Genomic DNA, 17,320 nt, shown 5'->3' with positions numbered 1-17,320 from the left:
GTCCAACCCCGGCCCACTTTCCCCGGGTTCTGCGCGGTGAAGCGCGTGTCGCCCAACAACACGCCGCTGAAACAGGCTCTTCTGCCGAAGTACCTGGGGAATCAGGCCCGCCCTCATCGGATCACCCGGCCCGATAGCACTGCCCGCACCTGGTCGAGAACTGCGTCCTGGTGAAACATGATGTCCTCATAGCTGTACCGCAGTATGAGATAGCCGCCAGCGATGGTCGAGTTGTTGCGCTGGAGGGCGCGGCGGTCGGAGTGGTAGGCAGCGCCGTCGACCTCGACAACCACAAAGCCCTCAAGCAGGAAATCAACGCGTCCCACGCCCTCGATCTGCACCTGGGTCTCCACATAGAACCCGGCTTCTCGGAACAGTATCCGGGCGACCACTTCGACAGCAGACTCGGCACAACCGGTCACCAGATCCAGCGCTGCCCGAGCCCCGCCGTTCCGGTCACCCTGCAGTCGTTCCAAGAGAAAGGGTCGAACAGTGTCGCTGCGCCGCAGGGAGCACTCGACCATCACGGCCGCTTCCACCGGTGGAAGGCAGCGGAGCGCGTGAACCAGCACATCGATGACTCCCACCAAGGGCAGGGTGTCATGCGTGGGAACCGTCCGTTCGCGATGGTTCGAGTAGCCACGCCCGTGCCCGTGCAGGCAACTGAGGTGAAGGCGGTCCGGTGGGTACAGCGACCACAGCCCATAGTGCTTCGCTGCAGAAGCACAGGTCAGCAGCCCATTGTTGTCGAGGGCAACGCGGAAATCGGCGGGAGCATCGGGCAACGCCAACAGACCAGTGCGCAGACGCATAATTTCGCCGCGGTTCACGGCGTTCGCGATCTGTCTCTTGCTGACACCGCGCCGCGAAGCGTCTGTGTGCGAGCTACTGATCCAACACCGCGCAGAACCTTGGTTGCGTTCACCGTCCCAGTGCACCCGCATCCAGCGGCGAACCGACCCCGTCAACGGACTGTGTGTACAAAGTGCCCGGATTGAGCGGCTTGTGGAGGCACTGTCGAGCCCGGCTTGCGGCCCGGATTTCCCGGTTACCAAGACCCTAAAGGCGTGTCCCTCGCCGACACGCCGTCAGAACAACGACGACGGCGGCAGGACCTGGGGAATCCGGGCCACTCGGAAGGAGCGCGAGGGCTAGTGGATGTGCAGGCGCCGCGCCGCCTCCGAAATGGAGCCGGTCAGCGATGGGTACACGGTGAACGTGTTCGCGACGTCGTCAACATGCAGCTTCTTGGTGACGGCGAGCGCCAGCGGGAAGATCAGCTCGGATGCACGCGGGGCAACCACCACACCGCCGATCACCGTACCGGAGCCCTTCCGCGCGATGATCTTCACGAATCCGTCCTTGACGTTCATCATCTTGGCCCGGGCATTGGTGCTGAGCGAGAGCTTGAAGATGTCGCCCTGGTACTGGCCGGACTCGACGTCAGCCTCAGAGACGCCCACGGACGCGATCTCGGGCGCCGTGAAGATGTTCGAGGCGACGGTCTTGAGCTTCAGCGGGGTGACGCTGTCACCGAGGAGGTGCGCCATGGCGATCCGGCCCTGCATAGCGGCAACAGACGCGAGCGCGAGCACACCGGTGCAGTCCCCCGCCGCGTAGACGTTGGGCGCCGTGGTCCGCGAAACGCCGTCCACCTTGATGTGCCCCGACTCGCTCACAGCTACACCGGCCTCTTCCAGGCCGATGCCCGAGGTGTTCGGAATGGCACCGACCGCCACGAGACAGTGGCTGCCGTCCACGGTTCGCCCGTCGGAGAGCGTGACCCGCACGCCGTCGTCGGTCCGTACAACGCCCTCGGCACGGGACTTCGACAACACAGTCATACCGCGGGAACGGAACACCTCCTCAAGGACCTCGGCGGCGTCGGCATCCTCGCCGGGCAGCACGCGGTCACGGCTGGAAATGAGCGTCACGTCCGCTCCAAGGCCGTGGTAAGCCGACGCGAACTCGGCTCCCGTGACGCCTGATCCGATGACGATCAGGTGTTCGGGCACCTCGGTGAGGTTGTAGACCTGCTTCCAGTTGAAGATCCGCTCGCCGTCCGGCACAGCGGTGGGAAGCTCGCGCGGGTGGGCGCCGACGGCAAGGAGGATCGCGTCCGCCTCTACGGTGGTGGAGCCGGAGTCCGTCTCGACCTCGAGCCGATGGTCATCCAGCAGCTTCCCGGAACCGATGATGATCTTCACGCCGGCCCGCTCGAGCGCCGCCGAGATGTCCTTCGACTGGTTCACGGCGAGGTTCAGCAACCGCTCATTCACCTGCGCGAAGTCCGCGTACGCCGCCGACTCATCGGCAAACTTCACGCCCAGGTTGTGGGCGTTCGCCACCCGCGCCATGGTGTCGGCGGTGGCAATAAGGGTCTTGGAAGGAACGACGTCGGTGAGCACCGCCGAGCCACCGAGTCCGTTCCGCTCGACGATAGTGACCGTCGCTCCCAGCGAGGCAGCGACCATGGCCGCTTCGTAGCCACCCGGACCTCCCCCGAGAATCGCGAGGCGGAGGGCGCTGAAATCCAGTTGACTCGTCACACGTGCCATTGTGTCCTATCGGGCACCAGCCCTCAAACGCCCCGGCTCCTTCCACAGGTACCGGATCACAGCCCTGGAAGGTGGAACAACACGCCCCCGACCGGTAGGTTGGACCGGTGATTGACGAATCCCCGACGGACCCGTTTGCCCTTGCCCGCTCTGCAGCGGACTACATCGCTCAAAAGACGTCGGTGGCGTCGCACGACATTGCGTTGGTGCTCGGCTCCGGCTGGGGTGAGGCCGCCGAACTGATCGGCGAGACCACCCACACGCTTCAGGCGACCGACATCCCCGGCTTCGCCGCACCGGCGGTCGAAGGGCATGTCGGCACCGTCCGCTCCATCCTCACGACCGCCGGCAAGCGGGCACTCGTCCTCGGCGCGCGCACCCACTACTACGAGGGCCGCGGTGTCCGCGCAGTGGTCCACGGCGTGCGCACCGCCGCTGCTGCCGGTGTCAAAACCCTTGTCCTCACGAACGGCTGTGGCGGGCTCCAGGAACAGTGGGCCCCCGGCACACCGGTCCTCATCAGCGACCACATCAACCTCACGGCTGCCTCACCGCTTGAGGGCGCCATCTTCGTTGACCTCACCGACCTCTACTCCTCGCGCCTCCGGCAACTCGCCCGCGAGGTGGACCCGTCTCTCGACGAGGGCGTCTATGCACAGTTCACCGGCCCGCACTACGAGACTCCCGCCGAAGTCCAGTACGCCAAGCGGATCGGCGCAGATCTGGTGGGGATGTCCACGGCGCTCGAAGCGATAGCCGCCCGCCACGCGGGCATGGAAGTCTTCGGAATGTCGCTCGTCACCAACCTCGCAGCGGGCATCAGCCCCGTTCCCCTGAGCCACGCGGAGGTCCTCGAAGCCGGGCAAGCGGCAGGACCGCGCATATCCAAACTCCTCGCGGACATCATCGGCAGGCTCTGACATGCAGCTATCCCACACAGACCTCTTCACTTCGGCCCGCGAATGGGCAAGCCAGGACCCTGACCCCGAAACCCGCGCGGAGCTGGAAGACCTGCTGGCCCGCGCCGCGAACGACGACGACGCCGGCCAGCCCGCTGCCCTGCAGCAGCTCGAGGACGCCTTCAGCGGCCCGCTGCTTTTCGGAACTGCCGGCCTGCGTGCCGCGCTTGGCCCCGGTCCCAACCGGATGAACCGGGTGGTGGTGCGAAGCGCCGCAGCCGGGGTTGCCGCCCACGCGCTCGAGCTGGCGAAGGGCTCCTACATGCCGCGCGCCGTCGTCGGCTTTGATGCCCGCCGCAACTCGCGCATCTTCGCTGAGGAGACGGCAGCAATTTTCACCGCTGCGGGCCTCGAAACCTTCCTCATGCCCACCGAACTCCCGACGCCGGTGCTCGCCTACACGGTGCGTGCACTTGAGTGCGAGGTGGGCGTGATGGTTACGGCGAGCCATAACCCGCCCGAGGACAACGGATACAAGGTCTACCTCGGCGGGCGCGCGGTCGAGGCCACCGCCCGGGGCGTTCAGATCGTTGCACCGCATGACGCGCAGATCGCCCAGCACATCACTGCCGCAAAGGACATCCAGCTGGCTCCCGGCTGGAACGTCCTCCCCGAGAGCATCGAAACCGACTACGTCGCCTCCGTCGTCGCCCTGGCGGACCGCGAGGCGTATCCGGCCCGCGACCTCTCGATTGTCCTGACCCCCATGCACGGCGTCGGCGGACGGACGGCCCAGCAGGTACTGGCCTCCGCCGGGTTCGACACGGTGCACGTCGTCAAGGAGCAGGCCGAGCCGGATCCTGCCTTCCCTACCGTTGAGTTTCCGAACCCGGAAGAACCGGGCGCACTCGACCTGGCGCTGGCAGCCGCCGCTGACCAGGACGCCGACCTGGTCCTGGCAAATGACCCCGACGCCGACCGCATGGCCGCCGCTGCGAAAGACCCCGCTACGGGCGAGTGGCGGATGCTGCGCGGTGATGAGACCGGTGCGCTCCTGGGGCTCCACCTCGCGGCCCGGCTGGGTGAGGCCGACAGGCACACCGCCGTGTTCGCCAATTCGGTGGTGTCCTCGCGGCTGCTTGGCAGGATCGCCGAAGCTGCGGGTGTCAGCCACGCCCAGACCCTCACTGGGTTCAAGTGGATCTCACGGGTTCCGAACCTCGCCTACGGGTACGAGGAGGCGCTCGGTTACTGCGTGGCGCCCGAACTGGTGCGCGACAAGGACGGGCTGTCCGCAGCCCTGCTGCTGGCCGAATTCACCGCCGCCTGCAAGGCCGAGGGCAGGACCCTCTTCGACGTGCTCGATGAGCTGGCGCTCGTTCACGGCCTGCACACCAGCGACCAACTGTCGGTGCGGGTAGGCAGTCTCGGCCTGTTGGGCGCGATGATGAACCGCCTGCGTGAGGCACCGCCGTCGTCGTTTGCCGGGTCCGATGTGGTGGTCGCCGAGGATCTGGCCGAGGGCGCCCACCTTCCGCCCACGGACGGGCTGCTCTACCTCACCCGCGACGAGACCCGCGTGATCATCCGCCCCAGCGGCACCGAACCGAAGCTCAAGTGCTACCTCGAGGTCATCGAGCCGGTCGACTCGGCCGCCGAAGTCGGGAACGCAAAAACAACATCGCGGACCAGGCTTGATGCCGTGATCCGCGATGTCGAGGAAGCCCTCGGGCTCTAGACGAGCACTTCCACCGTTCCGTCGATTACCCGCGTCGGGAAGCTCCGAAGAGCCGTCCCTGTTCCCGATGCGGGTTCGCCGGAGTCCAGGTAGTAGACCTCCTTGTGCAGGGGCGAGGTGATGGTGAACCTCTGCCCCTTGGAGCCTACAATTCCGCGTGCCATCACCTGTGAGCCGCTGACCGGATCGCGGTGGGAAACAGCGAACACCGTTGCTGAATCCACCCGGAACAGCGCCACCTGGCGGCCGTGAATGAGCGCGGCTTCGCCCCAGCACAGCTCGAGGTCCTCGAGCCGGCAGATCGGGTACCAGGCGCCGTCGTACGACGCCTCGACCTCAAGGGCGAGGCCGGGAGTGTGTTCGAGTTGCAGAGTCATGCGTCTCTCCGTTCGGTGTGCCGGGTTTGTTGGCCTGCATCCGACGCTACGAACAACGCGTTACACGTTCCTGCCGCGAGTGTTGCGGGCGCGTAAAACGCATCTCACCGAGGGACCAATCGCCGGTGAGCGTGAAGTTAATCTTCGTTTACATAAGGGAAATCACCGGGCAACTGGGCCTCCGTACGCTCGATAACCAAGTGCGGAGAACTACTCCCAGCGCGAAAGGTGCACCTCATGTCCCTCAAGTCAACGCAAGAAGTCCTCGTCATCGGCGGCGGCCCGGCGGCCCACCGCTTCGTCGAAGCCATGGTGTCCCGTGGACTGGACGGTTTCTCCGTCACGGTTCTCACCGAGGAGAGCTGGCTGCCGTATGACCGGGTTGCCCTGAGTCAGGCACTGCTGGCCGACGTCGACCTCACGCTCGGCGAGGCCTCCATGTGGGAGCACCCGGCAGTCACGCTGGCGACCGGCTCGCGGGCAGTAACGCTGGACCGCGAGGCCCGCACCGTGACCACCGAGGCCGGTGATGTCTACCCCTACGACCAACTGGTACTTGCGACCGGTTCCAACGCCGCACGGCTCCCCTTCACCGGCATGGATGCCGCGCATGTCTACCGAACGGTCGACGACGTCCGCACCCTCCGCACGGAGGTCGCCCGCCTGACCGAAGAGTATGGACGCACCATCGACGCCGTCGTCATCGGCGGCGGGCTCCTCGGGCTCGAAGCGGCCGGCGGCATGCAGTCCCTCGGCGCCAAGGCCGCCGTCATCAACGGCGCCCCCTGGCTCATGAATACCCAGCTCGACCAGGGCGGCGGCCAGGCACTCGACCGCCTGATCACCGCCAAGGGTCTCGAGGTGCACGGTGGTGTGTTCCCCACCGAGTTCGTGGTGGAGGACGGGCGGATGGTGGGCGTGGACATGGCCGACGGACGCCGGATTCCCGCGGACCTCGTCGTCGTCGCCATCGGCGTCCGCCCACGCGATGAACTCCCCCGCGACGCAGGCATGACGATGGGCCCGCGCGGCGGCGTCATTGTCGACGACGCCTGCGCCACTGAGGACCCGAACATCTGGGCCATCGGCGAAGTGGCGTGCTTCGAAGGCATGTGCCTCGGCCTCGTGGCCCCTGCCAACACCATGGCCGAAATTGTCGCCGATCGGCTCAACGGGGGCACCGCAACCTTCCCGGGCTTCGACACCGCCACCAAGCTCAAGCTCTCCGGCGTCGAGGTGGCCGCGTTCGGTGACGCCTTCGCCAAGACCGAGCACAGCCTTGAGATCGTCTACGCCGACCCGGCCCGCGGCCTCTACCAGAAGCTCGTGGTCACCGATGATGCGAAGACCCTCCTCGGAGGCATCTTCGTGGGCGACGCCTCCCCCTACACGGCGCTCCGCCCACTGCTGGGACGCGAACTCAGCGCCGAACCCGGCGCCTACCTCTCGGCAGCCGGCGCCGGCGAAGCCCCGGACACCGAACTGCCCGACGACGCCATCCTCTGCTCCTGCAACAACGTCTCCGCCGGCTCCATCCGCGACGCCGTCAACGGCTGCGGCACCTGCGAGGGCTCCGAGCCCGTCCGCGAGCTGGCGCCGCTGAAGGGCTGCACCAAGGCCGGCACCGGGTGCGGCTCCTGCGTCCCGATGCTCAAGAAGCTCCTCGAGGGCGAGCTGAAGAAGAGCGGCATCGAGGTTTCCAAAGCGCTGTGCGAGCACTTCACCATGTCCCGCCCCGAGCTCTTCGAAGCCGTCCGGGTCCTGGAACTCGACAGCTTCGAGGGCATCATCGAGCGCTTCGGCGTCCCCGAGTCCGGCGTACTCGGCTGCGATATCTGCAAGCCGGTTGTCGCGTCCATCCTCGCCTCCCAACGCGCCGAGTACGTGCTCGACGGCGGCCGCGGCATCCTGCAGGACACCAATGACCGCGCGCTGGCGAACATGCAGAAGAACGGCACCTACTCGGTGGTGCCCCGCATCCCGGGCGGCGAGATCACGCCGGAGAAGCTGGGCGTCATCGCGAAAGTCGCCCAGGACTTCAACCTGTACACGAAGATCACCGGCGGCCAGCGCATCGACATGTTCGGCGCGAGACTGGAGGAACTCCCCGAGATCTGGAAGATCCTCGTCGATGCGGGCTTCGAGTCCGGCCAGGCGTACGGCAAGAGCCTTCGGACCGTGAAGTCCTGCGTCGGCTCGACCTGGTGCCGGTTCGGCGTTCAGGACTCCGTGGCGATGGCCATCCAGCTGGAGCTGCGGTACCGGGGTCTGCGCAGCCCGCACAAACTGAAGTTCGGCGTCTCCGGCTGCGCCCGCGAGTGCGCGGAAGCCCGCGGCAAGGACGTCGGTATCATCGCCACATCGGATGGCTGGAACCTCTACGTCGGCGGCAACGGCGGCGCGACGCCCGCCCATGCGCAGCTGCTCGCCAAGGACCTCGACGACGACACCCTCATCAGGTACATCGACCGTTACCTCATGTACTACATCCGCACCGCTGACCGGCTGCAGCGCACGGCAGCCTGGCAGGCCGAGCTCGACGGCGGCCTCAAGCACGTCGAGGACGTCATCATCAACGATTCACTCGGCATCGCTGAAGACCTCGAGGCGGCGATGGCCCGGCACATCGACAACTACGAGGACGAATGGGCGGCCACGCTCAAGGACCCCGAGCGCCTGCGCCGGTTCCGCTCCTTCGTCAACGCACCGCATGAAAAGGACGACTGGATCGCCAACGTTCCCGAGCGCGGCCAGATCCGGCCCGCGACCGAAGAAGAGCGCGCGGCCGCGCAGGCGGGCACGGGTCCGGTCCTGCTGGGCGCGGGCATCCCGGTCCGGCCAGGAATGGCGAAGCATCTGGAGGCAGCAGAATGAGCACGCAGCCCACTGGAACTGAGCTGATCCTCGACTGCGCGGGACTGACCGTCCTTATCGCAGGAACGACGACGGCGGCACGCCGCACCGTCCGCCGGTACAGCGCCGGCGGTGCCACCGTGCGCCGCATTGCGACACCGGGGCAGTTTCACCCGCGGCTGCTGGACGCAGTCAGCCTCACAGTGGTGGTGGAAAGTTCCGACGACGTCGGCGGCGTGATTGATGAGAACAGCTGGGCACCTCTACGCGAGGCATGCCGCGAGCGCCGCATCCTCACCGCTTCCGAAGAGGCTGCCACACCGGGTGGCAGGGTCACGCTGATCGGCGGCGGTCCGGGAGTGGAGGACCTGCTGACGGTGCGCGCCAAGCAGTCGCTGCGGGAGGCCGACGTCGTACTTTATGACCGGCTGGGACCCTACCGGACGCTGCCGCAGCTGGCACCGGGAGCCGAGCTGATCGACGTCGGGAAGACGCCAGGGCATCACCCGGTCAGCCAGACGGACATCGAGAAGCTCATGGTTGCCAAGGCCCGGGAAGGGCATCACGTCGTGCGGCTCAAGGGCGGCGATCCGTTCGTGTTCGGGCGCGGCGGCGAAGAGGTCAACACGTGCGTTGCTGCCGGCATCCCGGTGACCACGGTGCCTGGGATCAGCAGTTCCATCGCGGTCCCGGCTGCAGCGGGCATCCCCGTCACGTACCGTGGCGTTGCCCATGCGTTCACGGTCGTGTCGGGACACCAGCCGTTGACGGAGCAGGAACTCGATGCGCTGGCGAAGCTCGGCGGGACTATCGTTGTCCTGATGGGCATCGGCACACTTCCGCAGTTGACGTCCGGCCTGCGCAAGGCGGGGCTGGCGTCGACCGTGCCCGTCGCGATCGTCGAGAAGGGGTACAGCCCCGAGCAGCGAACCACCGTCACCAACCTGGGCGAGGCTGTCACGGCGGCCGGGCTGGCCCGATGCACGTCCCCCGCCGTCGTCGTGATCGGTGAGGTGGTGCGGCAGCACCGCGACTTTCAGGCGACGCTTGAGCAGGTTCTGAGCCGGCCCCTGGTGGTGTCGTGACAGTGACGGCGCCGGCCCTTCCCGAAGCTCCGGCTGACGGATCGCTGGCCGGTTTCCGTATCGGCGTGACCTCTGACCGGCGCTCGGGTGACCTGATTGACGCGCTCGAGCGGCGCGGTGCAACGGTGCTGCATGCTCCGGCGCTGAAGATTGCGCCGGTGGCTGCCGACCTGCCGCTGATCGAGGACACCCGGCAAATCATCGCTGCCGGCCCCGACTACGCGGTGGTCACCACCGCCTACGGACTGCGCCGGTGGTCCGAGGCCGCGGATGCCGCCGGGGTCGGCGATGCCCTCCTTGCGGTGCTCGGCGAGGCGAAGATCTATGTCCGCGGACCGAAGGCACGCGGTGCTGTTCGAGCCGCGGGACTGAACGACGTCGGCATCAGTCACGACGAGACGACGGCCTCCCTCGTGAACATGATGCTCGGGCTTGAGCTGCGCGGAAAGATTGTGGCCGTTCAGCTTCACGGCTACACCGACTACCGCCAGCTCGACAGGTTGCGGCAGGCAGGGGCCACCGTCCTCACGGCAACGCCCTACCGCTGGGTGAAGCCTGCCGGGGCCGACCAGCTACCCCGGCTTATCGAGGCCGTCTGCAGCGGCGGGCTCGACGTCGTCACGTTCACCAGTGCCCCGGCCGTCGACGCTGTACTCAGTACGGCGTCCGAGATGGGGTGCCGGGAGACCTTCATCCAGGCACTGAAAGGGCCGGTGGCGGCCGCCGTCGTCGGGCCTGTGACAGCGCAACCCCTGGTGGACGCGGGAGTGTCCCCGCTGATTCCGGAGCGCTACCGCATGGGCGCGCTGATCAGGCTGGTCGGCGAATATCTGGGCCAGCACCGGGTGATGCAGTATCCGAGCCGCTTCGGGCTGATCGAGCTGCGCGGGAAGAACCTGCGCATCAACGGGCAGGCCGTGGAACTGGCGCCGGCACCGATGAGCCTGTTCCGCGCGCTGATCGAAGCTAACGGAGCCGTACTGTCGCGGGAACAGCTGGCCGGCGTCCTTGCGGGCGATGCGGGCGAGCACGCGCTCGACATGACGATCAGCCGCCTCCGGAAGTCACTGCCCGAGGCTGGACTGGTGGCAACGGTGATCAAGCGCGGGTACCGGCTGCAGCTCTGAACCCGCGTTGAGTTGGCAGGACATACCCCTTGAAACCGCCTCGGTTAGTCGGCGTGCCCTGCCAACTCAACGCAACTGGTGGCTGGCCCTGCGGATGGCCTCTGTGATCCGGTTGAGGCGTTCGGACTTCAGCGTCCACGTCTGCCAGTACAGGGGCACGTCCTGGTACGCGTCTTCCTCCAGCATCACCAGGAATCCGTCCGTGAGGTCCGTTCCGAGTTGCAACTCCGGGATCATCCCCCAGCCCAGCCCTGCCCGGAGTGCCGCGAGGAACGCTTCCGACGACGGAATGAGGTGCTTGGGCGGTGTCTCAGTCACCCCGTGGGCATTCAGGAACCGCTGCTGCACGTCATCCTTGGCGTTGAACTGGAGCATCGGCATGCGCGTGAAGTCCAGGCCGTCGTCGGTGCGGAACCGCTCGCTCAGAGCGGGAGTGGCGGCCGGAAGGTAGCGCATGTGCCCGAGCAGTTCCGCACGGCACCCGTTGGCCGGTGCCGGGTCGGAGGTGATTGCCCCGATGACATCTCCCTGCCGCAGGAGCGTGCTGCTGTGGTCCTGGTCCTCGACCCGCAGATCGAGTGTGGTGTCCGCCCACTCGGCAGCTTCTGCCAGAAAGGGGACGAACCACGTTGCGAGTGAGTCAGCATTCACGGCGACGGGGGTGACGGTCCGGGCCGCGACTCCGTTGCCCAGGGCTGCGCGGGTCTCCGCTTCGATGATCTGCACCTGACGGGCCATGCGCAGCAGCGCGGAGCCGGCCTCCGTCGTCGTGCACGGTGATCCCCTGCGCACCACGATCTGGCCGACCGATGCCTCCAGCGCCTTGATGCGCTGACTGACGGCCGACGGCGTGATCCGCAGGGCGTCCGCGGCGCCTTCGAAGGACTCCTCGTCGATGATCGCTGCCAGTGCGCGTAACTGTTCGAACTGCATGAAGTAAATCTAATGCATCCGTAATTTCTATCGTTTGTCTACACCTAGTCTGCTCCGTACCGTTGACGGCATGGTAGGTATATGGGGCACAGGACTGATGACAGGGCTTGCGCTCATCATCGCCATCGGAGCCCAGAACGCGTTCGTACTCCGTCAAGGCATCCGCCGGGAACACGTAGGTGTGGTGGTGGCGCTGTGCATCGTCAGCGACGCCCTTCTGATCCTCGGCGGGACCGCCGGAATCGGCGTCCTGGTGTCCAGCTTTCCCTTGGTGCTTGATGTGCTGCGGTGGGGCGGGGCCGCGTATCTGACCTGGTGGGCAGTCCGCTCGTTCATGTCAGCGCTGAAGCCGGCTGCCCTCACCGCCGAGGCACCGAGGAGCCGCGGCTCCGTCGTCGCGACCACCCTCGCGCTCACGTATCTCAACCCTCATGTCTATCTCGACACCGTGGTGCTCCTCGGCAGCCTCGCCAACGCGCAGGGCGACGGGACGCGGTGGGTCTTCGCGTCCGGCGCAGTCGTCGGGAGCATCATCTGGTTCTGCGCGCTGGGTTACGGAGCCCGTGCACTGTCCGGAGCGCTCAAGAGTCCGCGTACCTGGCGAGTGGTGGACGTGGTGATCGGCGTGGTCATGCTGGCGCTTGCGCTCAAGCTGGTCCTGGGCTGAGCCCTGCGCGCTTCTGCTCCTTCGACCACTCCGCTGACGCTAGAGTTAAGCCAAAGACGCCACGCACCAGACCGAGGAGACTCATGGCACACCCGGTAAACCAAACACGCGACGACCGTAAGTCACGGCCTGAGCACTCCGGCGAAGGAAAGCTTGGCGCGACCATCGTCGCATTCGCCCTGATGATTATCCTGTTCGCGGGCTCGATCTACTCGCTCACGTTCTTCGAGCGCACCAACGTGTGGCCGTTCGCAGTCTGCCTGGTGCTCTTCTTCCTGGCGTTCTGGATCCCGCAGACCATCCTCGGCCGCTCGGATACCGGGTACCGCATGGCCAAGGGCGACCGCAAGGCCTAAGCCCTTCGTTCACGCAAAGGGGACCGCTTCACTGAAGCGGTCCCCTTTCGCATTCCCGGGAACAGATCCCGAATGTTACGCAATGTGACGGCAGGGAATAACCACCCGCCGTCGACTGCTGGAATAAATAGCCCGCACCCGGGCACCACCGTTCAAGCGTCAAAAGGATGTCCCACATGATTTCTCGCCGTCTTCCGCTGCTCGGCGCCGCGACCGCCATCGTCCTTGCGGTTGCCGGTTGCGGTTCCTCTGCTTCCTCCGAGACCGCTTCGGAAGGGGCCACCGAGACCGCCGGCGGCACCACCCTCGCTGAGATCCAGGAGTCGGGTGTGCTGACTGTCGGCACCGAAGGCACCTACAAGCCGTTCACCTACCATGAGGGCGGCGCCGGCGAGCTGACCGGGTACGACGTCGAAATCATCACCGCCGTCGCCGAGAAGCTCGGCGTCGAGGCCGAGTTCGAAGAGACCCAGTTCGACGCCATTTTCGCCGGACTGGAGGCAGGCCGCTTCGACGTCGTCGCCAACCAGGTCTCGATCACCCCGGAGCGCGAGGAAGCCTACGCCTTCTCCGATCCCTACACCTACAGCAACGGCGTCATCGTCACCACCGCCGACAACACCGACATCACCTCCTTCGAGGACCTCGACGGCAAGACCACCGCGCAGTCCCTGACTAGCAACTGGTACGAGCTGGCAGAGGAAAGCGGCGCCACGGTCGAAGCCGTTGAAGGCTGGGCGCAGTCGGTGACCCTCCTCGAGCAGGGCCGCGTCGACGCCACCATCAACGACGAGCTGACCTTCCTCGATTACCAGAAGTCCACCCCGAACGACGCCATCAAGGTCGTAGCGGAGACCGAGGAACAGTCCCGCAGCGCACTGGCATTCCGCAAGGGCAGCGATGACCTGGTCGAGGCCGTCAACACCGCACTGGAGGAACTCCGCAGCGAAGGAACGCTGACTGAGATCTCCGAGAAGTACTTCGGCGAAGACGTCAGCGCCGAGTAACCATCACGACGACGGCGGGCACCGGCTGCGGCAGGTGCTCGCCGTTTGCGTGTGCAGGCTCTCGAAGAAACCACTGGGATAGCGTAGGAACTTATGGACATTGACTGGGACCTGGCCCTGACATCCTTCTGGCCACTGGTTCAGGGCGGCCTCACCGGAACCATCCCCCTGTCTCTGGCGTCCATGGCCTTCGGTCTGGTTCTTGCGCTTCTGGTGGCCCTCATGCGCCTCAGTGGGAACCGTCTGGTCTCATGGATCGGACGTGCCTATGTTTCGGTGATCCGCGGTACTCCCCTGCTGGTCCAACTGTTCGTTATTTTCTACGGGTTGCCTTCCATTGGGCTCACCATCGATCCGTGGCCGAGCGCCATTATCGCGTTCTCGCTGAACGTCGGTGGCTACGCGGCGGAGATTATCCGGGCCGCCATCCTCTCGGTCCCCCGGGGCCAGTGGGAAGCCGGGCACACGATCGGCATGTCCCGCACCCTGACCCTGCGGCGCATCATCCTGCCGCAGGCCGCGCGGGTGTCGGTGCCGCCGCTCTCGAACACGTTCATTTCGCTGGTGAAGGACAGCTCGCTCGCGTCACTGATTCTCGTGACCGAGATGTTCCGCCAGGCCCAGGAAATAGCCGCGTTCAGCCAGCAGTTCATGCTGCTCTATATCGAGGCTGCGGCGATTTACTGGGTCATCTGCCTTGTCCTTTCGGCAGGGCAGTCCCGACTGGAGAAGAGGCTGGACCGCTATGTCGCGCACTAACGGTGAACTGGTGTTGCAGGTCGAGGGGTTGCGGAAGTCCTTCGGGGATAACGAGGTGCTCCGCTCGATTGACCTGTCCGTCCCCTCCGGCGGCGTCGTCGCCCTGGTGGGCCCTTCCGGGTCGGGCAAGACGACCGTGCTCCGCTCCCTCAACGGTCTGGAAATTCCCGACGGCGGCCGCATCACCTTCAATGGCGGCCCTGCCGTGGACTTCGGCGGCGGTGTACCCAAGCGGCAGATCGCCGCGCTGCGCGACCGCAGCGCCATGGTGTTCCAGCATTACAACCTCTTCCCGCACATGACGGTCCTTGAGAACGTGATTGAGGGTCCGGTGCAGGTACAGCGCCGGTCAAGAGCCGACGCCGTCAGCGACGCCGAGGCGCTGCTGGCTCGCGTGGGGCTGGCGGAAAAGAAAGACCAGTACCCGCACGAGCTGTCCGGCGGCCAGCAGCAGCGCGTCGGGATCGTCCGTGCTCTGGCCCTGAAGCCGACGTTGCTCCTGTTCGATGAGCCGACGTCAGCCCTTGACCCCGAGCTGGTGGGCGAGGTGCTCTCCGTCATCAAGGAGCTCGCCGACGAGGACTGGACCATGGTGCTGGTCACCCACGAACTCGCCTTCGCCCGGGAGGTCGCTACCGAGGTGGTCTTCATGGACGGCGGCGTCGTGGTGGAGCATGGTCCGCCCGAGAAGGTGTTGCGGAACCCCACCGAGGAGCGCACCCGGCGGTTCGTGCACCGCTTGTTGCACCCCTTCTAGGCAGGGCCCACTTCTCAGAGGCTAGGGGCCGTCGTCGTCGTGTTTGGGATATCCCACCGAACCCGGTGCCTCAGTGGGATTGTCCGGACAATCCCACTGAACCAGCGGGTTCAGTGGGACAGTTCGGACGGAAAAACCCGCACGCCGCGGGCTTTTGGGGCTGCAGCCGGGCCACCAGCTCTCCGCGGCTCGTCACACCCGTCTTCGCAAACACAGACTTCAGGTGATCCTGCACGGTGTTCGGTGTCACCGAGAGGTGCCGGGCGATGTGCCGGGTCGGCGCTCCAGCGAGTACCTCATGGCAGATCGCCCGTTCCCGCGCGGACAATCCATAGGCAGAGAACAGCAGTCTGGTGAGCTGTGCACCGGCTGCGGGGTTGATTGTCACCGCGATCTGCTCGTCGTCTTCGCCGGTGAGAGGGCTGGCCTCCATCAGGGCCCACTGACCGTGGCCGTCGCGAATAGTCGCGCGGAAGCCGGTCGAGGAGTTGCCCCGAAGTCCCTGCACCATGATGCGCAGCATCGTCTCGAAGCGGTGGGGTGCGAACTCGTCGAGCGTCTCCTGCCACTGCCGGGCTCCCGGGGTGGCCGATCGCACCTCGCCGGACGAGCCGAGGACAACGATCGCCGGTTGCGACCCCCCTCGATGGGCTGAGAGTTCGGTGCGTACCGCGAGCCTGGTTGCGGCAGCGACCGAGGGCGCAATCTGGGTCAGGTACTCAACCTCGCGGTTGCTGAAGTCCGTCCCTGTGCGCACCATGCCCGCGGCACCCCAGCAGGACCCGTCGGCGCTGAAAAGGATCCGCAGTTCCTGAGTGACCCCGAGAGGTTTCCACACGTTCCGGTACCTGACGCTCCGCTCCTGATCCTGCCGTGACACGTCGGATAGCCGGGCGAGCGGCTTCCGGCTCCGTGCCATGGCGGCAAAGGTGTTGAGCTCATCCGGCGAGTATTCGGCATCGGCGAGCATCGGCTCATAGGCGGGCGGCAGGCGAGTTTCGCCGCTGACCATCGCGCTGATGACGAGGGTTTCAGGATCGATGGTGGCCCAACAGGTCAGCTCTGCGCCGACGTCGCGCCCTGTCAACTGGATTGCCGCGGCGTGCAGGTCATTGACGCCGAGTCCAGAGGCAGCCAGCGCTGCGATATCCCTGCGGGCCCGGCGGGCTCTCTCCTCCCACACGTCTTTAGTCTGGCACTCATCTGCTGACCGGTCACCCCCAACAATCTGGGATATGGTCACGCGAGAGCCGAGCCTACCGTTGCTGGCATGAGCTACTCAGTGCAACATCTTCAACCGGGTGACGGCCTCGAACTGCGTGCGCCGGATGCCACCCTCACGCTGAAAGTCGATGCCGACCATACGGAAGGCGCCTACGAGGTCTTTGAGGTCGATGCCCCTCGCGAGGAGCCAACTCCGCCTCACCGGACAGGCTGGGCCAAGACCTACTATGTGCTGCAGGGCCGGATCGTGGTTCAGGTCGACGGCGAAGGCTTTGACCCTGTGCCCCGGTTCCTCCATCGCTATTCCGCCTAGCGCCCTGCACACCTTCACGGTCCTGACACCCTCGGCCACGTTCCTCGTGTTCAGCCAGACGGCAGCGATGGGCAAGTTTCATGCCGACATGGCTTCGTCGGTACCGCTCGGACGCTCTGTGCAGGACGTCGAGCCGGAGATTCGGCAGGTGCTGGACCGGCATGGGGTGACCGTGGAATGGACGGGGGTGCGGGAATGATCACCGTCGCGTGGGTCTTCGCCTCGATCGCTGCCGCTCTGCACGTCCTCGTCTTCGTGTGGGAAGCCCTGATCTTTCCCAGGCCCGCAGTGCATCAGCGGATCTTCTCCACTCCTACCCACGACGTCCCCGCCGTTCGGCTGTGGGCGTTCGGTGTGGGGTTCTACAACCTGTTCCTCGGGCTGGGCGCGTTCACCGGGGTGGCCGCCTGGATGGCAGGGAACGAAACAGTTGGTCGGACGCTGGTCGTCTACACGTGTTGGTTCATGTTCCTGTCGGGCCTGGTACTCGTGATCGCTGACCGCATGGCGATGGGGCGTCCGCGCGGGAAAGGGATTGGAGGAGCGATCGGCCAGGGATTTCCCCCGCTCGTGGCGCTTGTGGCTGTTGCCGTCGCGTAGGAATCTGGACCGAAGATCCCACTGAACCCGGTGGTTCAGTGGGATGGACCGACCGTTCCCGGAGGTG

18 protein-coding genes are annotated in these 17,320 nt (G+C 66.0%); 13 read left to right on the top strand and 5 right to left on the bottom strand.

Translation table 11 applies throughout. The features are described 5' to 3' along the window. Positions 1 to 113: 113 nt before the first annotated feature. Entirely contained in the window at positions 114 to 830 is a 717-nt protein-coding gene (locus tag M1D74_RS05530; RefSeq protein ID WP_458116789.1) for an endonuclease domain-containing protein, read from the bottom strand. Between the two features lie 321 nt (positions 831 to 1,151). Continuing rightward, a complete protein-coding gene (locus M1D74_RS05525; protein WP_458116788.1) occupies positions 1,152 to 2,549 on the bottom strand; it encodes an NAD(P)H-quinone dehydrogenase in 1,398 nt (465 codons plus the stop codon). A gap of 116 nt (positions 2,550 to 2,665) precedes the next feature. On the opposite strand from M1D74_RS05525, the gene M1D74_RS05520 reads away from it, so the two are divergent. Further along, complete coding sequence (locus tag M1D74_RS05520; protein WP_458116787.1) at positions 2,666 to 3,478, top strand: purine-nucleoside phosphorylase; 813 nt, start codon at positions 2,666 to 2,668, stop codon at positions 3,476 to 3,478. A gap of 1 nt (position 3,479) precedes the next feature. Then, on the top strand, positions 3,480 to 5,195 hold the full coding sequence (locus M1D74_RS05515; RefSeq protein WP_458116786.1) for a phospho-sugar mutase: 1,716 nt from the start codon (positions 3,480 to 3,482) through the stop codon (positions 5,193 to 5,195). Here M1D74_RS05515 and nirD read toward each other — a convergent pair. Continuing rightward, positions 5,192 to 5,572 (bottom strand): nitrite reductase small subunit NirD, encoded by a 381-nt coding sequence (gene nirD, locus M1D74_RS05510; protein WP_309072788.1) that lies wholly within the window; start codon positions 5,570 to 5,572, stop codon positions 5,192 to 5,194. The genes M1D74_RS05515 and nirD overlap by 4 nt on opposite strands. A 237-nt stretch (positions 5,573 to 5,809) precedes the next feature. On the opposite strand from nirD, the gene nirB reads away from it, so the two are divergent. From nirB to M1D74_RS05495, 3 genes are read left to right on the top strand one after another with little or no spacing between them, the layout of a single operon-like run. Continuing rightward, positions 5,810 to 8,446 carry a nitrite reductase large subunit NirB gene (gene nirB, locus M1D74_RS05505; RefSeq protein ID WP_458116785.1) on the top strand — a complete coding sequence of 879 codons (2,637 nt, stop codon included), beginning with the start codon at positions 5,810 to 5,812 and terminating at the stop codon, positions 8,444 to 8,446. Beyond that, positions 8,443 to 9,510, top strand: a complete 1,068-nt coding sequence (gene cobA, locus M1D74_RS05500) for a uroporphyrinogen-III C-methyltransferase (protein WP_458116784.1) — start codon at positions 8,443 to 8,445, stop codon at positions 9,508 to 9,510. Before nirB ends, cobA begins: the two co-directional genes overlap by 4 nt. After that, entirely contained in the window at positions 9,507 to 10,637 is a 1,131-nt protein-coding gene (locus tag M1D74_RS05495) for a uroporphyrinogen-III synthase (RefSeq protein ID WP_458116783.1), read from the top strand. Before cobA ends, M1D74_RS05495 begins: the two co-directional genes overlap by 4 nt. A gap of 66 nt (positions 10,638 to 10,703) precedes the next feature. On the opposite strand, the gene M1D74_RS05490 is transcribed toward M1D74_RS05495, so the two are convergent. Next, positions 10,704 to 11,570: a LysR family transcriptional regulator ArgP gene (locus M1D74_RS05490; protein WP_458116782.1), complete on the bottom strand. Its 867-nt coding sequence runs from the start codon at positions 11,568 to 11,570 to the stop codon at positions 10,704 to 10,706. Between the two features lie 70 nt (positions 11,571 to 11,640). On the opposite strand from M1D74_RS05490, the gene M1D74_RS05485 reads away from it, so the two are divergent. From M1D74_RS05485 to M1D74_RS05465, 5 genes are all read left to right on the top strand, one after another. After that, complete coding sequence (locus M1D74_RS05485; RefSeq protein ID WP_458116781.1) at positions 11,641 to 12,237, top strand: LysE/ArgO family amino acid transporter; 597 nt, start codon at positions 11,641 to 11,643, stop codon at positions 12,235 to 12,237. A gap of 83 nt (positions 12,238 to 12,320) precedes the next feature. Then, a complete protein-coding gene (locus tag M1D74_RS05480) occupies positions 12,321 to 12,593 on the top strand; it encodes a hypothetical protein (RefSeq protein ID WP_309072753.1) in 273 nt (90 codons plus the stop codon). 176 nt (positions 12,594 to 12,769) lie between these two features. Further along, positions 12,770 to 13,600: an amino acid ABC transporter substrate-binding protein gene (locus tag M1D74_RS05475; protein WP_309072754.1), complete on the top strand. Its 831-nt coding sequence runs from the start codon at positions 12,770 to 12,772 to the stop codon at positions 13,598 to 13,600. Positions 13,601 to 13,699: 99 nt separating this feature from the next. Further along, positions 13,700 to 14,359, top strand: coding sequence for an amino acid ABC transporter permease (locus M1D74_RS05470; RefSeq protein WP_309072756.1), 660 nt, complete (start codon positions 13,700 to 13,702; stop codon positions 14,357 to 14,359). Next, a complete protein-coding gene (locus tag M1D74_RS05465) occupies positions 14,346 to 15,116 on the top strand; it encodes an amino acid ABC transporter ATP-binding protein (RefSeq protein WP_458116780.1) in 771 nt (256 codons plus the stop codon). Before M1D74_RS05470 ends, M1D74_RS05465 begins: the two co-directional genes overlap by 14 nt. A gap of 70 nt (positions 15,117 to 15,186) precedes the next feature. Here M1D74_RS05465 and M1D74_RS05460 read toward each other — a convergent pair whose 3' ends face one another. Next, complete coding sequence (locus M1D74_RS05460) at positions 15,187 to 16,299, bottom strand: helix-turn-helix transcriptional regulator (protein WP_458116779.1); 1,113 nt, start codon at positions 16,297 to 16,299, stop codon at positions 15,187 to 15,189. An 87-nt stretch (positions 16,300 to 16,386) separates the two neighbouring features. Here M1D74_RS05460 and M1D74_RS05455 point away from each other — a divergent pair, with 87 nt between their 5' ends. From M1D74_RS05455 to M1D74_RS05445, 3 genes are read left to right on the top strand one after another with little or no spacing between them, the layout of a single operon-like run. Then, the gene (locus M1D74_RS05455; protein ID WP_458116778.1) at positions 16,387 to 16,653 is read left to right on the top strand and encodes a hypothetical protein; all 267 of its coding nucleotides are present in this window, start codon (positions 16,387 to 16,389) and stop codon (positions 16,651 to 16,653) included. A 46-nt stretch (positions 16,654 to 16,699) separates the two neighbouring features. Beyond that, entirely contained in the window at positions 16,700 to 16,852 is a 153-nt protein-coding gene (locus M1D74_RS05450) for a hypothetical protein (protein WP_458116777.1), read from the top strand. Beyond that, a complete protein-coding gene (locus tag M1D74_RS05445) occupies positions 16,849 to 17,253 on the top strand; it encodes a DUF1304 domain-containing protein (RefSeq protein WP_458116776.1) in 405 nt (134 codons plus the stop codon). Before M1D74_RS05450 ends, M1D74_RS05445 begins: the two co-directional genes overlap by 4 nt. Positions 17,254 to 17,320: the final 67 nt, after the last annotated feature.

The organism is Arthrobacter sp. D2-10, from assembly GCF_054161285.1.
This window is presented reverse-complemented; position numbering and strand designations above follow the sequence as displayed.

Bases quoted from the DNA above. Each gene is read 5' to 3' on its own strand.
- M1D74_RS05515 (WP_458116786.1), top strand. From the start codon at position 3,480: ATGCAGCTATCCCACACAGACCTCTTCACTTCGGCCCGCGAATGGGCA.
- nirD (WP_309072788.1), bottom strand. From the start codon at position 5,572: ATGACTCTGCAACTCGAACACACTCCCGGCCTCGCCCTTGAGGTCGAG.
- nirB (WP_458116785.1), top strand. From the start codon at position 5,810: ATGTCCCTCAAGTCAACGCAAGAAGTCCTCGTCATCGGCGGCGGCCCG.
- cobA (WP_458116784.1), top strand. From the start codon at position 8,443: ATGAGCACGCAGCCCACTGGAACTGAGCTGATCCTCGACTGCGCGGGA.
- M1D74_RS05490 (WP_458116782.1), bottom strand. From the start codon at position 11,570: ATGCAGTTCGAACAGTTACGCGCACTGGCAGCGATCATCGACGAGGAG.
- M1D74_RS05485 (WP_458116781.1), top strand. From the start codon at position 11,641: ATGGTAGGTATATGGGGCACAGGACTGATGACAGGGCTTGCGCTCATC.
- M1D74_RS05480 (WP_309072753.1), top strand. From the start codon at position 12,321: ATGGCACACCCGGTAAACCAAACACGCGACGACCGTAAGTCACGGCCT.
- M1D74_RS05475 (WP_309072754.1), top strand. From the start codon at position 12,770: ATGATTTCTCGCCGTCTTCCGCTGCTCGGCGCCGCGACCGCCATCGTC.
- M1D74_RS05465 (WP_458116780.1), top strand. From the start codon at position 14,346: ATGTCGCGCACTAACGGTGAACTGGTGTTGCAGGTCGAGGGGTTGCGG.
- M1D74_RS05455 (WP_458116778.1), top strand. From the start codon at position 16,387: ATGAGCTACTCAGTGCAACATCTTCAACCGGGTGACGGCCTCGAACTG.
- M1D74_RS05445 (WP_458116776.1), top strand. From the start codon at position 16,849: ATGATCACCGTCGCGTGGGTCTTCGCCTCGATCGCTGCCGCTCTGCAC.